At 46.6% G+C, this 17150-nt stretch carries 18 protein-coding genes and 3 tRNA genes; 14 read left to right on the top strand and 7 right to left on the bottom strand.

Annotation, left to right across the window (positions count from 1 at the left end):
* The first annotated feature begins 22 nt into the window (after nt 1-22).
* From M977_RS08155 to M977_RS08145, 3 genes are all read left to right on the top strand, one after another.
* Entirely contained in the window at nt 23-901 is an 879-nt protein-coding gene (locus M977_RS08155) for a helix-turn-helix domain-containing protein (RefSeq protein WP_064513901.1), read from the top strand.
* 198 nt (nt 902-1099) lie between these two features.
* Complete coding sequence (locus tag M977_RS08150; RefSeq protein WP_064513898.1) at nt 1100-1750, top strand: LuxR C-terminal-related transcriptional regulator; 651 nt, start codon at nt 1100-1102, stop codon at nt 1748-1750.
* 21 nt (nt 1751-1771) lie between these two features.
* Nucleotides 1772-2470 carry a helix-turn-helix domain-containing protein gene (locus M977_RS08145; protein ID WP_064513896.1) on the top strand — a complete coding sequence of 233 codons (699 nt, stop codon included), beginning with the start codon at nt 1772-1774 and terminating at the stop codon, nt 2468-2470.
* 55 nt (nt 2471-2525) lie between these two features.
* On the opposite strand, the gene M977_RS08140 is transcribed toward M977_RS08145, so the two are convergent.
* Nucleotides 2526-2984, bottom strand: a complete 459-nt coding sequence (locus M977_RS08140; RefSeq protein WP_064513894.1) for a YbaK/EbsC family protein — start codon at nt 2982-2984, stop codon at nt 2526-2528.
* 414 nt (nt 2985-3398) lie between these two features.
* Between M977_RS08140 and M977_RS08135 the strand changes: the two genes are divergently transcribed.
* A complete protein-coding gene (locus M977_RS08135; protein ID WP_064513892.1) occupies nt 3399-4745 on the top strand; it encodes a PTS sugar transporter subunit IIC in 1347 nt (448 codons plus the stop codon).
* A 45-nt stretch (nt 4746-4790) separates the two neighbouring features.
* Here M977_RS08135 and fhuF read toward each other — a convergent pair whose 3' ends face one another.
* On the bottom strand, nt 4791-5579 hold the full coding sequence (gene fhuF, locus M977_RS08130) for a siderophore-iron reductase FhuF (RefSeq protein ID WP_064513890.1): 789 nt from the start codon (nt 5577-5579) through the stop codon (nt 4791-4793).
* Nucleotides 5580-5677: 98 nt separating this feature from the next.
* The gene (locus tag M977_RS08125; protein ID WP_064513888.1) at nt 5678-6763 is read right to left on the bottom strand and encodes a GGDEF domain-containing protein; all 1086 of its coding nucleotides are present in this window, start codon (nt 6761-6763) and stop codon (nt 5678-5680) included.
* Between the two features lie 270 nt (nt 6764-7033).
* Here M977_RS08125 and M977_RS08120 point away from each other — a divergent pair, with 270 nt between their 5' ends.
* Nucleotides 7034-7273 (top strand): DUF1435 domain-containing protein, encoded by a 240-nt coding sequence (locus M977_RS08120; protein ID WP_064514206.1) that lies wholly within the window; start codon nt 7034-7036, stop codon nt 7271-7273.
* A 50-nt stretch (nt 7274-7323) separates the two neighbouring features.
* Here the strand turns inward: M977_RS08120 and M977_RS08115 are convergent.
* The 4 genes from M977_RS08115 to rsmC all read right to left on the bottom strand — a co-directional run bounded on the left by M977_RS08115 (nt 7324) and on the right by rsmC (nt 8801).
* Nucleotides 7324-7410: transfer RNA gene (locus M977_RS08115), tRNA-Leu, on the bottom strand.
* A 34-nt stretch (nt 7411-7444) separates the two neighbouring features.
* Nucleotides 7445-7531, bottom strand: a tRNA-Leu gene (locus M977_RS08110).
* A gap of 29 nt (nt 7532-7560) precedes the next feature.
* Nucleotides 7561-7647 (bottom strand) — tRNA-Leu (locus M977_RS08105).
* 119 nt (nt 7648-7766) lie between these two features.
* The gene (gene rsmC / locus M977_RS08100) at nt 7767-8801 is read right to left on the bottom strand and encodes a 16S rRNA (guanine(1207)-N(2))-methyltransferase RsmC (RefSeq protein ID WP_064513886.1); all 1035 of its coding nucleotides are present in this window, start codon (nt 8799-8801) and stop codon (nt 7767-7769) included.
* Between the two features lie 232 nt (nt 8802-9033).
* Between rsmC and M977_RS08095 the strand changes: the two genes are divergently transcribed.
* The 9 genes from M977_RS08095 to M977_RS08055 all read left to right on the top strand — a co-directional run bounded on the left by M977_RS08095 (nt 9034) and on the right by M977_RS08055 (nt 16946).
* A complete protein-coding gene (locus tag M977_RS08095) occupies nt 9034-9456 on the top strand; it encodes a DNA polymerase III subunit psi (RefSeq protein WP_064513884.1) in 423 nt (140 codons plus the stop codon).
* Nucleotides 9425-9868 carry a ribosomal protein S18-alanine N-acetyltransferase gene (gene rimI, locus M977_RS08090; protein WP_064513883.1) on the top strand — a complete coding sequence of 148 codons (444 nt, stop codon included), beginning with the start codon at nt 9425-9427 and terminating at the stop codon, nt 9866-9868. Before M977_RS08095 ends, rimI begins: the two co-directional genes overlap by 32 nt.
* An 18-nt stretch (nt 9869-9886) precedes the next feature.
* The gene (gene yjjG / locus M977_RS08085; protein WP_064513881.1) at nt 9887-10561 is read left to right on the top strand and encodes a pyrimidine 5'-nucleotidase; all 675 of its coding nucleotides are present in this window, start codon (nt 9887-9889) and stop codon (nt 10559-10561) included.
* A 110-nt stretch (nt 10562-10671) separates the two neighbouring features.
* Nucleotides 10672-12261 (top strand): peptide chain release factor 3, encoded by a 1590-nt coding sequence (gene prfC, locus M977_RS08080; RefSeq protein ID WP_064514205.1) that lies wholly within the window; start codon nt 10672-10674, stop codon nt 12259-12261.
* Between the two features lie 342 nt (nt 12262-12603).
* Entirely contained in the window at nt 12604-13221 is a 618-nt protein-coding gene (osmY, locus tag M977_RS08075) for a molecular chaperone OsmY (protein ID WP_064513879.1), read from the top strand.
* Nucleotides 13222-13360: 139 nt separating this feature from the next.
* Entirely contained in the window at nt 13361-13522 is a 162-nt protein-coding gene (locus M977_RS08070) for a DUF1328 domain-containing protein (protein ID WP_064513877.1), read from the top strand.
* A 132-nt stretch (nt 13523-13654) separates the two neighbouring features.
* Complete coding sequence (locus M977_RS08065; RefSeq protein ID WP_064513874.1) at nt 13655-14725, top strand: patatin-like phospholipase family protein; 1071 nt, start codon at nt 13655-13657, stop codon at nt 14723-14725.
* On the top strand, nt 14722-15501 hold the full coding sequence (locus M977_RS08060; protein WP_064513872.1) for a TatD family hydrolase: 780 nt from the start codon (nt 14722-14724) through the stop codon (nt 15499-15501). Before M977_RS08065 ends, M977_RS08060 begins: the two co-directional genes overlap by 4 nt.
* Before the next feature lie 167 nt (nt 15502-15668).
* Entirely contained in the window at nt 15669-16946 is a 1278-nt protein-coding gene (locus tag M977_RS08055) for a NupC/NupG family nucleoside CNT transporter (RefSeq protein ID WP_064513871.1), read from the top strand.
* Nucleotides 16947-17150: the final 204 nt, after the last annotated feature.

The following is a 17150-nucleotide window of genomic DNA, read 5'->3' as shown; positions in this document are numbered from 1 at the left end:
GATCATCACGAAAGAGGATGTCATGGCCCAGAACACCAGTATTCCGGTATTCAAACTTTATGGTGAAAGCCGGAACTGGCCTGCATCTGATTTGCTGCATTGCGAGTCTATCCACAGCCGTAGTAGCCTTTATGAATGGCATATTCGTACGCATCAACATGCGGATTTAGTTCAACTGCTTTATTTGCATAAAGGGCAGGTGGAGATAGACATTGAAGGCTGTACTCACCACGTGACGCATGCCTGCATTCAAGTTGTTCCAGCCTTATGCGTGCATGGTTTTAAATTTTCGCCCGGAGCACAGGGCTATTCACTGTCTTTTTCAGCGCCATTAATAACGCAGTTTGAACAACAGTTTGGTCGCCCTTTGCAGGTGCTCTCACAAGCAACCTGCCTACCGGTGAAAGGCTCTCGCAGGCAAATTAATACTCTGTTTAGCACTCTGCAAAGTGAGTATGAGGGGCAGGGTGAAGCGCGCGATATGATGTTACATTCACTGATCAGCGCCTTGCTGGTTTGGCTTAATCGGCAATGTACTCCGGCCCCGAGTGGCAGTTCGCGTGTTGAGCGAAAACGCTCAGTGATTCATCAGTTTAACCAACTCGTTGAACGACATTATCGTGAGCAACTTTCGGTAACGCATTATGCAAGTGCCGTAGGGCTATCCAGTGTGCATTTAAATAATCTGTGCCATGAGTTTTATGGCTACAGCGCACTAAACGTATTGCATCAAAGGCTGTTGCTTGAAGCTCGACGCAGTTTGCTCTACACCAGCATGACAGTTAGTCAAATTTCTGATTATCTTGGTTTTAGTGACTCAACTTACTTTTCACGTTTTTTCCGCCGCCATATGGCAACTACGCCAAAGGATTTTCGTAATCATCCAATTCGGGATCTTTAAGCTAATTTCCTTTTTTAAAGTAATTTTTTATATTAAATTATTTTTTTCTTTTCCATCACTCTATTAGCTTGTTTTCTATTGAATATAATGAATTTAAAATGCTAATTTCCATTGGTATTGTTTTTTTGATTTTTATTTTTCATGTATATCTATTATCCTTATTTTTGTTATTGTTGATATATTGATCAAGGGAATGATATGAAAAATACCATCACCACAAGTAATGATTTAAGCCAAATAATGATTGTTGTGCCCTGTGCGTTAACGGTAGTAGGTATCATGCATCAACTCAAAACAGAGCCAGGAATTAAAGGTGTGATTAATATCATCAAACATATTGATGACGCTTATGATAAAGTTTTAAAAAAACCTTACTCCATGGTTATTTTAAATATCAGTAACACCTCAAAGCACCTAGCTGAGGAGATAAGGTTTATTAAGTGGTGCCGAAAGGAAAAGCCAAATATAACTATTGTTATTTACACTCACAATCATAAGGTTAGCATTCTAAAGTATCTTTCATCTCTTGGTATACGAGTAATAATATCTCAGTATGAGCTGCCCTCCATATTCATGGAACTGTTAATAGAATCGCTCTCTAGTAGCATCGCTCTATATAGCCCAATGATAAAAAAAATACTACAAGAGCAGATGTCTGGTGAGCTGACGGTATGCGAAACTCAGGTAATTGAGCAGCTATTTTTAGGCCATAACGTCACTCAAGTAGCTCACCATTTAGGGCGTGATGTCAGAACAGTAAGCGCGCATAAAAGACATGCAATGGAAAAATTGGGATTGCATTGTGATAAAGATCTCCATGTTTTTGGCTGTGAAATTACAGGGAAGTAATTATTTTATAAGGAGATTGATATGCCAGAAAACAAAGTACGCATCTTGCTGCGTAACCCATTTTGCCGTGCGGTAGTTATTAGTAAACGCCCTTTGATGAGAGAAGGTTTACAGATTGTTATGAGAGAAACAGTGGCAGAATCTTCACAGATTTTGTTGGCTAATTATTTTGATCTGACTTCAGAGATCCTGGATAAAGTTGATGTTGTTATGCTTGAACTGGATAGTTCTCAACAGGAGATCCTGGAACAATGTGACTATCTGAACTATCTAAAAAGTAAATCTCAGCATGTAAGATGGATATTTATTTTACCTCTGTATCTACGGAATATTGCGGTTGAGCGATTGCTAACAGCCAATACTTCGTTGCTGTCTTTACATGAACCGACGAGTAGTATTATTGAGCATATATTTAATAACACGGATGATATTGAAAGAATCAGCAAGTATCTTTTGCTGGGGCAAGCAGAGCAGGCATCTGTTAATGATATGGTAAAAATGAGTTTAACTTTTTCAGAATGCCGAGTTTTACGGCTAATTAGTAAAGGTTGGAAGTTGGTTCAAATTGCGACTCTCCTTGAAAAAAACTATAAAACCGTTAGTGCGCAAAAAAAAAGCGCTATGCGCCGATTGGAAATTAAAACAGATGCCGAAATGTATGCCTGGATATTCAGTGATCATGGAAAGCGGGAGTTAAATATTCCACCTTATAATCAGTGAGTATGAAAATAATAAGGTACGACTGAGGAGCTTAAATCCGTCCTCAGTCTCCTGATTATTGGCACACATCAACCCAATTTGCAGCGGTGAGTTCTGCTAAGCGAGCAGGGGAAATACGCACTGCACTATGAATGGCTCCGGCAGCAGGTAAAACCTCCTCGTACTGTTTAAGTGAAATATCGCAGTAAACTGTTAACGGATTTTCTAGTCCAAAAGGACACACTCCGCCCACGGGGTGGCCTGTCCAGGTAACAACCTCATCACTGCTAAGCATGCGGGCTTTGGCCCCAAAAACAGTTTTAAGTTTTTTATTATCCAGGCGTGTGTCACCTTTCGCGACAACCAGCACCACTCTATCCTTCACTTTCAACGACAATGTCTTAGCAATCTGCCCAGGCTCAACGTTATGGGCTACCGCAGCTAAAGCAACAGTTGCTGTGCTTTGATTCAATTCAATGATGTCGATATCGGGGGCGTTTTCGGCAAAGAATTGCCGGACGGATTGCAGGCTCATGCTTTTCTCCCATTTTGTTCAGCAAATAATTTGGCATAAGTATGTGCTATATGTAAACCAGTGAAACCGACCCTTATTGTGTCGAATGAAAGGGCGACATTGTGATGCGAAATACCTAAAGAAGTTAAAGTTTCAGTGATTTCTGGATCTTCTTCACATTCACTGCAACCGGTTTCAGTAACCGGTTGCAGTACGTCAATTAGCGATGAATACTGAAACGGTCACACACCTGTACCCAATAATAAGAGCAGCCTATGAAACCGATTTTTTTATGCTGTGCCACTGATGTCGAATTGAAAGCTGTATCTAAAAAGGTCCCGGTTTCGGGGACGAATTCTATGAATTACCGACTGTTGCGCGGCGATACTTTTCCCGCGGCTACATTCGCGTTGATAGCCTGACTGGAGTTCCGATATGTCTACGAATCACGCAGCTTTTAATTTGATTTTCCGTTTTGTAGAAAACTACGTTAGTCCCGTTGCGGGACGAATCTCTTCACAGCGCCATGTTATGGCGATTCGTGATGGGTTTATTTCCGCGATGCCATTTATGATTGTCGGTTCGTTCTTATTGGTCTTTGCCTATCCACCGTTCTCGCCAACCACCACCTGGGGGTTTGCACGTGCGTGGCTGGATATGGCGAAACAGTTTGAAGGGCAAATTCTGACGCCGTTTGATATGACGATGGGCATTATGTCTATCTACATTTGTGCGGCTATTGCCTATAACCTCGGTAAGCACTATGTGAAGTCGCACGGTCTGGACCCATTCATGTGTGCAATGCTTTCACTCATGGCTTTCTTGCTGGTGGCAGCACCAAAAACTAAAGGCACGATGCCGGTAGATAGCATGGGAGGGACAGGGATTTTCACTGCAATTCTGGTGGCGATTTACTGTGTCGAAATGATGCGTTTCCTGAAAGCGCATAATATCGGAATCAAACTCCCGGACCAGGTTCCACCGATGATCAAAAACTCCTTTGATCTTCTGATCCCCGTTCTGGTTGTGGTGCTAACGCTTTACCCGCTGAGCCTGTTCATTCAGTCTGAGTTTGGAATGTTGATTCCACAAGCCATTATGTCACTGTTTAAACCGCTGGTTTCTGCGGCGGACTCACTGCCTGCTATTTTGCTGGCGGTGCTGATTGGACATCTGCTTTGGTTTGCAGGAATTCACGGCGCGGCCATTATTTCTGGCATGCTGCAAATGTTCTGGCTGACCAACCTCGGTATGAACCAGAGCGCGTTGGCACAAGGTGCACCACTGCCACACATCTTTATGGAAGCGTTCTGGACGTTCTTTATCGTGATTGGTGGTTCGGGTGCAACCATGGGGCTGGTGATTTGCTATCTGCGTAGCAAATCAGCTCACCTGCGCTCAATTGGGCGACTAAGCGTGGTGCCAAGTTTCTTTAACATTAACGAACCGGTCATTTTCGGTACGCCAATTGTTATGAACCCAGTGTTCTTTATTCCGTTCCTGCTGGCTCCAATGGTTAACGCCGTGCTGGCGTGGGGCGCAATGAAGATGGATTTGATTGGCCGCGTGATTTCAGTTGTGCCGTGGACTGCTCCTGCACCAATTGGTGCGGCTTGGGCTCTGGGCTGGGATTTCCGCGCGGCGATTCTGGTTATTCTGCTGGCTGTGGTTTCCGCCATCATCTACTTCCCGTTCTTCAAAGTATACGAGAAGCAGTTGCTGGAACAAGAAGCGGAAGAAGCACAGAGATCATCTGGAGAAGAGAGCCAACAGGCTGCTTAATAGAAGAGCGATAAGTGAAATGAAACGGTGGGGAAACCCACCGTTTTACTTTAACGTACAGTCACCGCAACGTTGTACATCTGGCAGTTTATAGCGTTGGCAGCAGGTGCGACGTACCAGCAAACCTTCACGGAGAATGACGGTACGGTAGAGGGGATTATCCTGACCATCCTGCAGTTTTTTCTCAAAGAAACAGGCATGACGTAACTCGGCAATTGTCGATTCATCCAGCAACTCTCTGAGCTCGCCAAAAAACCAGTTCAGCAGATATCCCGTATTACTCCAGATAAGCTTTCCACTGATTTCACCACTTTTTTCCAGTGCATCAACGACGGGCATTAACCCTTTAATAAGCAGTTTTTCAAGGCGTTGGGTTAACGACATTGTCGTCGCCATCTTATCTTCCTGAACGTCTAGCCAGAAAGTAGCAGCTCTGCCTGTTTCATGAAACTCAACATGGATATGTTGCGGGTCGATATCCAGTGCTCGAGGTTGGGTAATCAATGCCATGACTAGCGGTGGAACCAACAAGCCAAGATACCATTGTGCCCATAGCGATTTTAGCGGCTTCCCTTCACGCACAAGCTGTGGCTGGTTCCGGTAAATGTGGTCACTGTAGCAGGCGAGAAGTGAAGTTAAGGCCGCAGGTTGTGCCCACTGGTGCAGAGCCAGGCTGGTGTGAGGCGCAGGTTCATTGAGTTTGATGATGTCGTTGAAGTATGGTCGATGCATAGCAAAATGCGCGCGTAACTCATCCGCGAGCGTCGGCTGCGAATGCGTAAATGGCGGTAGCCACGCAAAATCGTCGTTAAGCTGAGAAGATTGAAACGCCATCTACAAACAAGACCACTAATACAAATGATAATGATTGCCAATCCTATCTATAGATAGCGCCTTTAGCAAGGTTGTTTTGTGTTCAAGGCATTTAGCCGTTAAAAATGGGCGGGTTCTGTTTGTGAGTGAAGGAGAGTTTCGCTGACAAAGATGCTGTTACGGCCCTGTCGCTTGGCACGATAAAGTGCGCCGTCAGCTTTGCGCAATGCTTCTTCAATGTCATGCTGCTCAAGTGCTGCAAGGCCGATGCTTATAGTAAGATGGGTCGCCACGCTTTTATTAAACATGTGCTGAATATTTAAATCATAAACGCGTTGGCGAATGCGCTCTGCTGTTTGCAAGGCTTGTTCAGGATCGACATCAACCAGTAAAACCATAAACTCTTCACCGCCATAACGCGTGACGACATCACGTGAACGAACAGCGTCACGAATGGCCGCAGAGACATGCGTCAGAGCCTTATCGCCCATGTTATGGCCATAGTTATCGTTGTAGGATTTAAAATGGTCGATATCCAGCAGCAGTATGTAATGCTGGCCGCTGCCGACTGAGAGCAGAGTATCAAAACGGTTCTGGAACCCACGGCGATTATTCAAACCGGTAAGTGGATCTAACATACTCAGATCGTTAAGGGTTTCTTTTTCTTCAAGCAGCTTATTCATCAAACGACGCGTAAAGTTATCATGACGCTGATGAATGATATGTTGAATGGTTATCCCCACGCCTGGCAGAACAATTGAATACAACAGGCGCGGCCAGTTGGCACCCTGATCAAGCCAGAATATGATTAAGGTGGCAGGCAGACATGCGGCAATAAATGCTTGTATATTATTAATAAAAGATATTGCGCCAATAAATAATATTGCCAACAAGGCAATAATTAAAAAAGAAACGTCTTTATTCGGCATTACAGAGACTTTTATATAGATATGCCCCGCCCAGAGTAAGCCAATTATTAACGAAATGAAGTTAATGTTAATTAGTTTCTTTTTATTTACCAGCTGCCAGAGCAGACAGGACAGGCTTACCACCAGCACCAGAACAATGGGTACTGTAATATGTTGCGTATTAGTTGCTGGGGATATCATGCTAAATCCCGCAGAAAACGCATTCAATAATAAAAATAAACGCAAAGAGAGTTGATGTTTCCCTTTGAGTAAAGTGGACCAATTTGTTGCTGTCATATCAAAAATAGTTCTTTCGACTCATGTCGACATCATGCTGTGAATGAAGTAGGAAAATATATCCGGAAAGTGATTACTTCATGTAGGCAATAGGTGTTAATCAGAGATTTAACATTATGGGCCAATCTATCACCTTACTGAATATATGTCATCTGATGATGCGGAAAGCTTAACATTTCTCATGTAAAACTGACGATACGCTATCGCTGACAAACGAGAAATAATATCATATGATATTGGTTATCATTACCAATTGATGAGATAGCGATGATGTTACAACGTCAGTTAGAAAGTGCATGGGGTGTGTTGGTACCGGCAGGCATCGTCGTTGCTTTACTGTATCTAGATCTTTCTTTTAGTCAGTGGCGCGTCTTGATTGTGTTGGGATTATTGGTGACCACAGCCATGCTGTACCATAAACGGTTACGTCATTTTGTGCTGCTACCGTCATGCGTTGCATTTGCCAGTGGGCTTGCTTTAGTGATGATGAATATGGGAACGATGAAATAGTGAGATAAAATCGAGGGATAAAAGAGTACTGCTGAGAAGTTGATAAGAATTGGTGCGAAGAGAGGGACTTGAACCCTCACGCCCGTTAGAGCACTAACACCTGAAGCTAGCGCGTCTACCAATTCCGCCACCTTCGCAAATCAAGTCTTATCTAAGATATCGCCTTCGCATTGGTGCGAAGAGAGGGACTTGAACCCTCACGTCCGTAAGAACACTAACACCTGAAGCTAGCGCGTCTACCAATTCCGCCACCTTCGCGCAGTGCGAACGATATCTTGTGTGGTTAATGGTGCGAAGAGAGGGACTTGAACCCTCACGTCCGTAAGAACACTAACACCTGAAGCTAGCGCGTCTACCAATTCCGCCACCTTCGCATACCCACAACACCGAAGTATTGTAACCACGGAGGCGCATTCTAGATGTTTTCTGCGCGTCGTCAACAGTTAATTTGGTGCCGCTTTTCTAATCGCTGGAAAAAGCGGCACTGCGTGTGTTAGCGCTTCTTCTTTGCCCCACGCACAACCACTGAGCGGTAAACTTTGAAACGGCCCGTCTGCGCGATCACTTCATGATTACCAAACGTTTCATCCAGCACGTCCGGATAGGCGAGGAAGGCGTTCGCGACAATACGTAATTCACCGCCAACACTCAGGTGACGAATTGCGCCACGAATCAACTGGTGCGCAGCATCAAGGCTGGTTTGCAGGCCATCGTGGAACGGTGGGTTGGAGATAATCATGTCAAAACGACCATTCACTTCGGAATAGACGTTGCTGGCGATAACTTCGCCTTCAATTCCGTTGGCAGCAAGTGTTGCGCGGCTGGCAGCAACTGCCGGTGCGGAAACATCACTTAATGTCAGACGAACTTTTGGAGAATGCTTAGCAAGTGAAACAGCTAACACGCCAGCGCCACAACCCACGTCCAGCACTTTGCCTTTGGTGTGCGCAGTCAGCGTGGAAAGCAGCAATTTACTGCCGGTATCCAGGCCATCACGGCTAAATACGCCAGGCAGGGTTTTGACGGTCAGGCTTTCGTGTTGGTACTCATCCCACCAGGAATTTTCATCAAACTGCGGCTGTGTTTCCAGACGACCGTGATAGAAGCCACAACGGCGTGCGCTATCGATTTTGTTGAGTGGGCAAAATTCAGCGAGCATCTGCTCAGCACTCCGCACTCCGCTACGGTTTTCACCGACAACAAAAATATCGCTGCCAATGGGCATCAACGACAAAATATTCATCAGCTGGAACTGAGCTTCTGGCTTATTTTTCGGCCAGTAGTAAACCAGGGTATTGCAGTCGCCAATGCTGCTGGCGTCAGCCACCAGGCCGTATTGTGCATCTTCGCCCATCTGAGCGCTCAATACCTGCCAGTGGTGAAATTGTTGGGTATGAACGCGACTTGCTGCCGTTTCGAAACGGGCTGGCAGATCGTCTTGTAAGTCACCGGCAAACAGCACGCGGCTTTCGGTAAAATCATCGCTATGGCGCAGTAGCACTTCACTTGCCGGGGTTAACGCAGTCATCAAATTACTCCTGGGAAATCAGAACCGGGATTATACACTTCTTACTCGAAGTTGCAGCGGCGTTCACTGCACTCATTCACCTGAATCACTTACTCAAGTAAGCTCATCGGGATGACTTCGTTTGTTGCCTTGCTGCCACTCCGATTAATTCGTGTAATAGAGCTTTAATGGCGCATATTCGATGAATTTGCTATATTTGCGCCCCAATTGGCACTCTCTACCTGGTTTCGCTATGCCTCATATACCTTTGCGACGAGACTGGTTGTTACAACAACTGGGCATTACCCAGTGGGAGTTGCGGCGCCCGGCTGCGTTGCAGGGCGAAATTGCAGTCTCACTGCATGAAAACGTCAGGCTACTGATGGTCGCCGAAGCGCTTCCTGCTTTAAACGATCCGTTAGTTAACGATGTTTTGCGTAGCCTGAATTTGGATGCACAGCAGGTCATGCAACTGACACCAGAACGGGCCGCGATGCTGCCAGGTGATAGCCGCTGTAATAGCTGGCGATTGGGCGTGAGTGAACCTCTTCCCATACCAGGCGCGCAATTAGCGACCCCCGAATTAAACGAGCTTTATCAAAATGGCGCCGCTCGACAGGCGTTGTGGCAGCAAATTTGTGAACATGAAAACGATTTCTTCCCTCACCACAAGTGACTTGAGCGCGGCTTACGCCATCGAACAGCGCAGCCATGCTTTCCCATGGAGTGAAAAAACCTTCGCCAGTAATGAAGGTGAGCGCTATCTCAATTTGCGTCTCGACGTAGACGGCAAAATGGCGGCGTTTGCGGTGACGCAAGTCGTGTTGGATGAGGCGACACTGTTTAATATTGCGGTCGATCCCGATTTTCAACGTCAGGGATTAGGTCGCCAGTTGCTGGAGCATTTGATCAGCGAACTGGAAAAGCGCGATGTGTTTACCCTGTGGCTTGAAGTGCGCGCGTCGAACACAGCTGCGATAGCACTTTATGAAAGCCTGGGTTTTAACGAGGCGACGATTCGTCGTAACTATTACCCGGCTAAAGAGGGTCGCGAAGATGCCATCATCATGGCATTACCGTTAGGCTAATTTGAAAAAGGTGTGTTGATGAACTGGGACTGGATTTTATTTGATGCTGACGAAACGTTATTTACCTTTGACGCGTTCGGCGGTTTGCAGCGGATGTTTCTCGATTATAGCGTGACCTTTACCGCTGAAGACTTCCAGGATTACCAGGCAATTAACAAGCCTTTATGGGTCGATTACCAGAACGGTGCCATTAGCGCTCTTCAGTTACAGCATCAGCGTTTTGAGGGCTGGTCCGAAAGGTTATCAGTTCCTGCGGGTGACTTAAACGCTGCATTCCTCAACGCCATGGCCGAAATTTGTGTGCCGTTGCCAGGGGCTGTTTCGCTGCTTAATGCGTTAAAAGATAAAGTAAAAATCGGTATTATCACCAACGGTTTTACCGCATTGCAGCAAATTCGCCTGGAGCGCACCGGTCTGCGTGATTATTTCGATTTGCTGGTGATTTCTGAACAGGTCGGTGTCGCGAAACCCGATCGTAAGATTTTTGATTACACCTTTGAGCAAATGGGCCAGCCGCCGCGCGACCGAGTATTGATGGTTGGCGACACTGCGGAATCAGATATTTTAGGCGGCATGAACGCAGGAATTGCCACCTGCTGGCTCAATGCCCATGGACGAAGCTTACCTGAAGGCATCATGCCGACCTGGGAAGTGACCACATTAAGTGAACTGGAGCAATTGTTGTGTAATTAATGACTGCTTACAGCCGATTGTTAAACCTGACCTGATGGGTAGAATAGCCGTCAGGTAACGTTCATTTGCCGCGCAGTGATGTCTGTGCGCAATTCACAGAAGATTTCATTATGACTTTGTCTCCTTTTTTGCAAGAAGTGGGGAAACGCCGCACTTTTGCGATCATTTCTCACCCCGATGCCGGTAAAACGACTATCACTGAAAAAGTGTTGCTGTTCGGACAGGCAATTCAGACTGCCGGTACTGTAAAAGGCCGTGGTTCCAGCCAGCATGCTAAATCTGACTGGATGGAAATGGAAAAGCAGCGTGGTATCTCGATTACCACCTCTGTCATGCAATTCCCGTATCACGACTGCCTGGTTAACTTGCTCGACACCCCAGGGCATGAAGACTTCTCCGAAGATACTTATCGTACTCTGACCGCAGTTGACTGCTGTTTGATGGTTATCGATGCCGCGAAAGGTGTAGAAGATCGTACCCGTAAGTTGATGGAAGTTACCCGTCTGCGTGATACGCCAATTCTCACCTTCATGAACAAACTGGACCGCGATATCCGCGACCCAATGGAAGTGATGGATGAAGTTGAACGTGAGCTGAAAATCGCCTGTTCACCAATCACCTGGCCAATCGGTTGTGGCAAGTTGTTCAAAGGTGTTTATCACCTTTATAAAGACGAAACTTACCTCTACCAGACTGGTAAAGGTCACACCATTCAGGAAGTGCGCATTGTTAAAGGGCTAGATAACCCAGAGCTGGATGCTGCTGTTGGTGAAGACCTGGCTGCACAATTGCGTGATGAGCTGGAACTGGTTCAAGGCGCTTCCCACGAATTTGATCGTGAGCTGTTCCTTGAAGGTGAGCTGACCCCTGTCTTCTTCGGTACTGCATTGGGCAACTTTGGTGTTGACCACATGCTCGATGGCTTGGTTGATTGGGCACCTGCTCCAATGCCGCGCAAAACTGATACTCGTGAAGTAAAAGCAGCAGAAGATAAATTCACCGGCTTCGTATTTAAGATTCAGGCCAATATGGACCCGAAACACCGTGACCGCGTTGCCTTTATGCGTGTGGTTTCCGGTAAGTATGAAAAAGGCATGAAACTGCGCCAGGTTCGTACCGGTAAAGATGTGGTGATTTCTGATGCGTTAACCTTTATGGCGGGCGACCGTTCGCACGTTGAAGAAGCGTATCCAGGCGATATTATCGGCCTGCACAACCACGGCACCATTCAGATTGGTGATACCTTCACTCAAGGCGAAATGATGAAGTTCACCGGTATTCCGAACTTCGCACCGGAACTGTTCCGTCGTATTCGTCTGCGTGATCCGTTGAAACAGAAACAGTTGCTGAAAGGTTTGGTACAGCTTTCTGAAGAGGGCGCGGTACAGGTATTCCGTCCAATCGCGAACAATGATCTGATTGTTGGCGCGGTCGGTGTGCTGCAGTTCGACGTGGTTGTGGCGCGTCTGAAAAGTGAATACAACGTTGAAGCGATTTACGAGTCGGTCAACGTCTCAACGGCGCGTTGGGTAGAAAGCACAGACGTTAAGAAGTTTGAAGAATTCAAACGGAAAAACGAAATGCAGTTGGCGCTTGATGGTGGTGATAACCTGGCTTATATCGCTCCAACAATGGTCAACCTGAACCTGACACAAGACCGTTACCCAGAAGTCACGTTCCGTAAAACCCGCGAGCATTAATCGTCTCTCAGGGCGCGGCAGCCGTCGCGTCCTGCTACTTTTCCCGTCTTATTAATCCCTTACGGATTGTTCTTAATTTCCCGCATTTCCCTCATGTTCACCCACTTTCGCCATGCAATTCCGTGATTGTTGTCTATATTTAACAAACCAGTGACAAATTGGTTGGTTGAAAATGCCACGTAAATGAAGATTTCTGGCGGGTTCATTCGTACTCATTTTTCCTGGCGCTATTAAAAACTGATCGCGAAATTTTTAGGCCGTACCACTTGGCCTGATGTTTAAGGAAAGCCGGTACCTGAAGGCTTGTGCTCAAATAGTGAGCAAAACTATAGGAATTAATCGATGACTATGACTACGACTAAGATTTCTAAAACTCTGTTAGCTGTTGTTCTTGGCTCTGTGCTGGCAAGCGGTAGCGCTTTAGCAGAAGACAAGATGCTTAACAAAACCGAATCGACAGCGGACACAGCAGGCGAAAAAATTGATAGCTCCGTAAAAGACGTCGGTAATTTCATGGATGACAGCAGTATCACGGCGAAAGTGAAAGCCGCCCTGGTCGATCATGACAATATCAAGAGTACCGATATCTCCGTGAAAACCGACAAGAAAGTGGTAACGCTCAGTGGCTTTGTTGAAAGCCAGGCGCAGGCCGAACAGGCCGTAACTGTCGCAAAAGGCGTGGAAGGGGTTTCTTCCGTGAGCGACAAACTTCATGTGCGTAACGGGTCTGATAAATCTGTCAGCGGTTATGCAGGCGATACTGCGACCACTAGCGAAATTAAAGCTAAGCTTTTAGCTGATGACATCGTCCCTTCACGTCACGTGAAAGTGGAAACCACTGAAGGTGTTGTACAGCTATCCGGTACCGTGGAATCGAATGCACAGTCTGCTCGAGCCGAAAGTATCGCTAAAGCAGTTGATGGCGTGAAAAGCGTCAAAAACGACCTGAAAGTGAAGTAACAGGGCATATAGAAACTTTCTCCTTCGGTGTAATGCCGGGGGAGTAGGTCAGCAACATCGTTACTCAATATCGCCAATGAGTGTGTATCTGGCACTCATCCAGAAGCGATTCGGGTTCATTATGGTTAAGGAGAAGCTTATGTTTCGTTGGGGCATTATTTTTCTGGTCATTGCGTTGATTGCAGCAGCACTGGGTTTTGGTACTCTCGCGGGTACTGCGGCAGGTGCAGCAAAAATTGTCTTCGTGGTAGGTATTATTCTGTTCTTGGTTAGCCTGTTTATGGGTCGAAAACGCCCATAGCAATATTTACGTGCTATAACATTTAGAGACAGACCAGAGAGCCAGTCTATTTAGACTGGCTCTCGCGTTTTTAAGCGACTAACAAATAACCAATATCTAATAATAAATATCCTTTAGATTAAGGAAAGCAGTGTGGGACAAAGAATACCCGTAACGCTCGGCAATATTTCGCCGCTTGCGCTTCCAAAGTTTCGTCCCGGAAAACTCGCCATTGTTTGTGAAGGTGGCGGGCAGCGTGGGATATTCACAGCCGGCGTGCTGGACGAATTTATGCGCGCTAATTTCAACCCTTTTGACCTCTTCTTAGGCACTTCTGCCGGTGCGCAAAACCTTTCAGCTTATGTTTGTCACCAGCCGGGTTATGCCAGAAGAGTGATCACTCGTTTTACGACAACTCGCGAATTTTTTGATCCTCTGCGCTTTGTGCGTGGCGGGCATCTCATCGATCTCGATTGGCTTGTGGAATCCACCTCAGCAAAAATTCCGCTCTCGATGGGCACTGCAGAAAAAATGTTTGAGTCTGGTAAAGCGTTCTATATGTGCGCTTGTCGCAGCGATGACTACACGCCGGGATATTTTTCCCCGGACAGCGGCACATGGCTGAATCTTCTGAAAGCCTCAAGCGCGATTCCAGGCTTTTACCGTAGCGGGGTGGAGATTGACGGCATCGGTTATCAGGATGGGGGAATAAGCGATGCGGTACCGGTGAGAGAAGCTGTGCGCCTGGGGGCCGATACTTTGGTCGTAATTCGCACCGTCCCTTCGCAAATGTATTACACACCTGAATGGTTTAAACGTATGGAGCGTTGGCTTGGCGACAGCAGCCTGCAGCCCTTATTAAACCTGGTACATCACCATGAAGCCAGCTATCGCGAGATTCAGAACTTCATTGAAAAGCCGCCAGGTAAACTGCGTATCTTCGAGATTTACCCACCGAAACCATTGATGAGCTCTGCATTGGGCAGCCGATTACCCGCACTAAATACCGACTATAAAACTGGACGTTTATGCGGACGTTACTTCCTCGCAACCATCGGGAAATTACTCTCGGATAAGCCGCCAATAAAACGCCACCTTCCGCGTATTGTCGTTCCGGGGCCGGTGGTCGTTCCGCAAGCCGTGATCACTGAGCCATTGTCTAAAGCGGTGATTGAAACACCAGAAGCTAACGACTCCACTTTCAATAACGAAGATACGGCGTGACGATGACGTTTTACGATACCCATTGTCACTTCGACTTTCCGCCGTTTAGCGATGATGAAGCCAACAGCATTGCCCTCGCGGCGCAAGCGGGCGTAACAAAAATCATTGTTCCGGCAATCGAAGCTGACCGGTTTAACACGGTGCTGGCGCTGGCAGACAATTACCCGGCGCTATATGCCGCAGTCGGTTTGCATCCAATAGTGATTCACAAGCATCAGGATGCGTCTTTAGCGCTGCTTGAGCATTACCTAAAACAGCGGCCGGAAAAATTAGTGGCTATCGGTGAGATAGGACTCGATCTTTATATGGAAAATCCGCTTTTTGATAAACAAGAAGCGATGCTGGATGCGCAGCTAAAACTGGCAAAACGTTATGACTTACCTGTCATTCTCCATTCACGTCGCACGCACGACAAACTTGCCGCGCATTTGAAGCGTCATAATTTACCGCGCACTGGTGTGGTACATGGTTTTTCGGGGAGCCTGCAACAGGCCGAGCGTTTTGTGGCGATGGGTTACAAAATTGGTGTGGGTGGCACGATTACTTACCCACGTGCTAGCAAAACGCGAGATGTTATGGCGCGCTTACCCCTTAGCGCGCTGGTTCTGGAAACAGATGCACCTGATATGCCGCTTAACGGCTGGCAGGGGCAGCCGAATCGCCCGGAACGCATTGTTAATGTTTTTCAGACACTTTCTATACTGCGTTCAGAATCTCCCGAAGTTATCGCGAATGCGATCATTAATAACTGCAATGAATTATTTGCAATGAAATAGTAAGTAACAAAATGTGACTTAGATCACTTAATAAGACAAACGTTTCCGTGAATGTCTATAAATACGTGATTGCCATTCCATTTACTGGCCTCCCTGCCGTTATAATCCCGCCTCACTAAGGTTTTTTAGCTCGCTTTCCTTTTTCATTCAATACACAGGGATTCTGTATGCAACTACTCATGGGATTGATCGGCATGATCGTTCTGCTGCTGATCGCCGTTCTACTTTCCAGTAATCGCAAAGCAATTAATCTGCGTACTGTTTTAGGTGCATGGATTATTCAGGTCGGTATCGGGGCGCTAATCCTGTATGTTCCGGTCGGTCGCCAGGTTCTGCTCGCTATGTCCGAAGGGGTCGCTAACGTAATTGGTTACGGTAACGCCGGTATTTCCTTCCTGTTCGGTGGCTTAGTTTCAGACAAAATGTTCGAAGTCTTTGGCGGCGGCGGATTTATTTTCGCACTGCGTGTTCTGCCAATTATTGTCTTCTTCTCCTCACTGATTGCTGTGCTGTACTACCTTGGCATTATGCAGTTTGTTATTCGTATTCTCGGCGGTGGTCTGCGTAAGATTCTGAAGACTTCCCGTACAGAATCTCTGTCTGCAACAGCAAATATCTTTGTTGGTCAGACTGAAGCTCCGCTGGTTGTTCGTCCTTATATCGCCACTATGACGCGCTCAGAACTGTTCGCTGTAATGTGTGGTGGTTTGGCTTCTGTTGCAGGTTCAGTACTGGCAGGTTACGCGCAAATGGGCGTGCCACTAGAGTACCTGATTGCCGCTTCATTTATGGCAGCCCCTGGCGGGTTACTGTTCGCCAAAATTATCCTGCCTGAAACCGAAACGCCAAACGACTCACCTGAACTGGACTCTTTGAAAAATGATCCAGACCGCCCGGCAAACGTGCTGGATGCTGCGGCATCAGGTGCAGCTTCTGGTATGCAACTGGCTCTGAACGTGGGCGCAATGCTGCTGGCGTTTGTTGCTTTAATTGCACTGCTTAACGGTATGCTTTCTGGCATTGGTGGTTGGTTCAACTATCCGCAACTGTCTATGGAACTGATTCTCGGCTGGGTGTTCTCACCGCTGGCATGGGTTATCGGTGTACCGTGGAGTGAAGCTAACGTTGCTGGTTCCTTCATCGGCCAGAAGTTAATCATCAACGAATTTGTGGCGTACCTGAACTTCGGGGAATACCTGAAAGATGACGCGACTGTAGCGGCAGCAGGTCTGCAAGTTCTGTCAGATCACACCAAAGCAATTATCTCCTTCGCTCTGTGTGGTTTTGCTAACCTTTCTTCTATCGCTATCCTGATTGGTGGACTTGGAAGCATGGCTCCAAACCGTCGTCATGATATTGCACAGTTAGGTCTTAAGGCTGTAGCAGCAGGTACATTGTCAAACCTGATGAGTGCCACAATTGCCGGGGTCTTCCTGTCATTATAAAAAAGAGATGTTAAAATTATAACATCTCTATGAAATCAATGGCTGGCGCTTGCGCCGGCCATTTTTTATATCTGGCGATGACTTTTCCGTTATCACTCGTTGTTAAATCACATATACTGTACAAATTATGTAATTTCATCGTGGCTTTTGTGAAGCTATCCGCAAAACCATCAGGGTTGTGAATGTTATAATTATAACATCGCA

This window comes from Buttiauxella gaviniae ATCC 51604, from assembly GCF_001654835.1.
Lineage (GTDB): Bacteria > Pseudomonadota > Gammaproteobacteria > Enterobacterales > Enterobacteriaceae > Buttiauxella > Buttiauxella gaviniae.
The sequence above is the reverse complement of the archived record's forward strand: the minus strand, read 5'-3'. Positions and strand labels throughout refer to the sequence as shown.